1 protein-coding gene and 1 pseudogene are annotated in these 776 nt (G+C 31.8%); both read right to left on the reverse strand.

Features of this window, described 5'->3' with window-relative positions; genetic code table 11:
• Nucleotides 1-47: 47 nt before the first annotated feature.
• Nucleotides 48-437 carry a hypothetical protein gene (locus A5N85_RS13315; RefSeq protein ID WP_072577605.1) on the reverse strand — a complete coding sequence of 130 codons (390 nt, stop codon included), beginning with the start codon at nt 435-437 and terminating at the stop codon, nt 48-50.
• 89 nt (nt 438-526) lie between these two features.
• Nucleotides 527-739 (reverse strand): annotated as a pseudogene (locus A5N85_RS13320) (IS1 family transposase); the annotation flags it as partial.
• Nucleotides 740-776 lie beyond the last annotated feature (37 nt).

Below are 776 nucleotides of genomic sequence, written 5' to 3' on the forward strand. Positions count from 1 at the left end.
TATCATCAATATCAAAAAAAATTATTTTTGTTCTGCATCTTTTCTCTTCACTTTCTTTTTTTCTTGAACCGATATTTTTTTATCAAAGGTTCAAGTTGTTTTGCAATTTCTTCTATATTATCGTCAGCTATATAGACTAACGCGACAAAATCTTTCTCTTTTTGAGTAAGTTCGCCTTGAGGAAATTTTAATCGTCTTAAAGGAATTAAAACTTCTCGTTCTAATTTTTCTCTTTTTTCTAATAAAAAGGAGTAGCACCCCATTGCACTAATCCATAAATCTTGCGAATCTGGCAATCCCAATAATTTTTGAGTCGTTTTTAAACAATCGTCGGAAACTAATTTGACTAAGCGCACATACTCAAAATTTAAATTCACCAGTTTATTTATTCTGACATTACTAGCAAATCCTGATACGCTAAAAAATAATAAAGTCATGAACAGTAATATCTGTCGCATCATCCTTATATGCCTCGTTTTTCCGCTCAAAGATAAAAAATTAGATAGTGTTTTGAAAAGTATGCTGATCAAACCCAGCCATAATTAATATAATGGAAGAGTAAGTCAAACGCTTTAAAGTGATTCACCAACTTTTTAGAAAAACAGCAAGTCTTTCGAAAGACTCGCCTCAGCCTTTGCCTAAAGCGATTATTATTACCCTCAATATCCGTAGTATATCGCTTACCTATCTTTTTAACGTTACCATCAAAAGCCGTTAAGAAGCTATCCCAATTATCACAACAAATACAACCAAAACTAATTACCTAATGCCATCAA

The organism is Suttonella ornithocola (genome assembly GCF_001889065.1).
Lineage (GTDB): Bacteria > Pseudomonadota > Gammaproteobacteria > Cardiobacteriales > Cardiobacteriaceae > Suttonella_A > Suttonella_A ornithocola.